Annotated in this window: 1 protein-coding gene; it reads left to right on the plus strand. The window is 70.8% G+C overall.

Annotation, left to right across the window (positions count from 1 at the left end):
* Positions 1-2: 2 nt before the first annotated feature.
* A partial coding sequence (locus A5781_RS23135; protein WP_067212533.1) for a PPE family protein occupies positions 3-1210 on the plus strand: 1208 nt, incomplete at its 3' end.

Raw genomic sequence — 1210 nt, forward strand, 5'->3', positions numbered from 1 at the left:
TGGTGTTTGATTTTGGGGCGCTTCCGCCGGAGGTTAATTCGGCGCGGATTTACGCCGGTCCAGGGTCGGGGTCGTTGATGACCGCGGCGTCGGCGTGGAATGCGATTGCTGCGGAGTTGCAGTCGGCGGCGTTGAGCTATCAGAACGTGGTGACTCAGCTTGCCAGTGAGGAGTGGGCGGGCACGGCCTCGGCGGCGATGGCGGCGGCGGCGACTCCGTATGCGGAGTGGCTGGCGACTACGGCGGCGCAGGCTGAGCAGGCGGCCGTGCAGGCCAGCGCGGCGGCGGCGGCCTATGAGGCGGCGTTTTCCGCGGTGGTGCCGCCGCCGGTGATCGCGGCCAACCGTGCCCTGGTGCAGCAATTGCAGACGACCAACGTGATCGGGCAGAACACCGGGGCGATCGCGCAGTTGGAGGCCCAGTACGGCGAGTTTTGGGCGCAGGATGCCGGCGCGATGGCCAACTACTCGGTGCAGTCCACGGCGGCGACCAAGGGCATCACGCAGTTCCAGGCCGCGCCGAAGGTCACCAACGATGCGGGCACGGCCACCCAGTCCAGCACGGTGGCCAACGCGGCGGCCAACACCTCGGCCGGCAACACGGCCAACGTCGTGCAAAAGGCGGCGACGACCGCCACCACGACCGCGGCTCCGCAGGCCGCGGCGGCCACGACGAGCACCGACCCGCTGAGCGAGCTCTGGTTCCTGTTGACCGGCCAAACCTCCATCCCCACCAACCTGGGAGCTGCCGTCAACGGCTACAGCCCGTTCGCGAGCTTGTTCTATAACACGGAGGGTCTGCCTTACTTCAGTACCGGTATGGCCAACACCTTCACCCAGATCTCCAAGACGGTGGGGTTGATCGGCGGCGCGGCTCCCGCGGCGGCCAAGGCCCTGCCCGGCCTGGGTGGACTCGGTGGCCTGCTCGGCGGCGGTGCCGGCGCGGTGCACCCGGCGGCCGCGATCGGCGGCGCGGCCTCCATCGGTGGCAAGTTGTCGGTGCCGGTGGCCTGGACCGGCGGCCCGGCCGTGCCGGCCATGGGACACACCGCCATCCCGGTCAGCGCCATCAGCGCCGCCCCCGAAGGAGCCGGGGGACCGGGCAACCTGCTCGGCGGCATGCCCCTGGCCGGCATGGGCACCGGCACCCACGCCGGCGCCGGACCCCGATACGGATTCCGCCCCACCGTCATGGCCCGACCCCCCTTCGC

The sequence above is a fragment of the Mycobacterium sp. 852002-30065_SCH5024008 genome (genome assembly GCF_001665645.1).
In the GTDB taxonomy this organism is placed as follows: Bacteria; Actinomycetota; Actinomycetes; order Mycobacteriales; family Mycobacteriaceae; genus Mycobacterium; species Mycobacterium paraffinicum.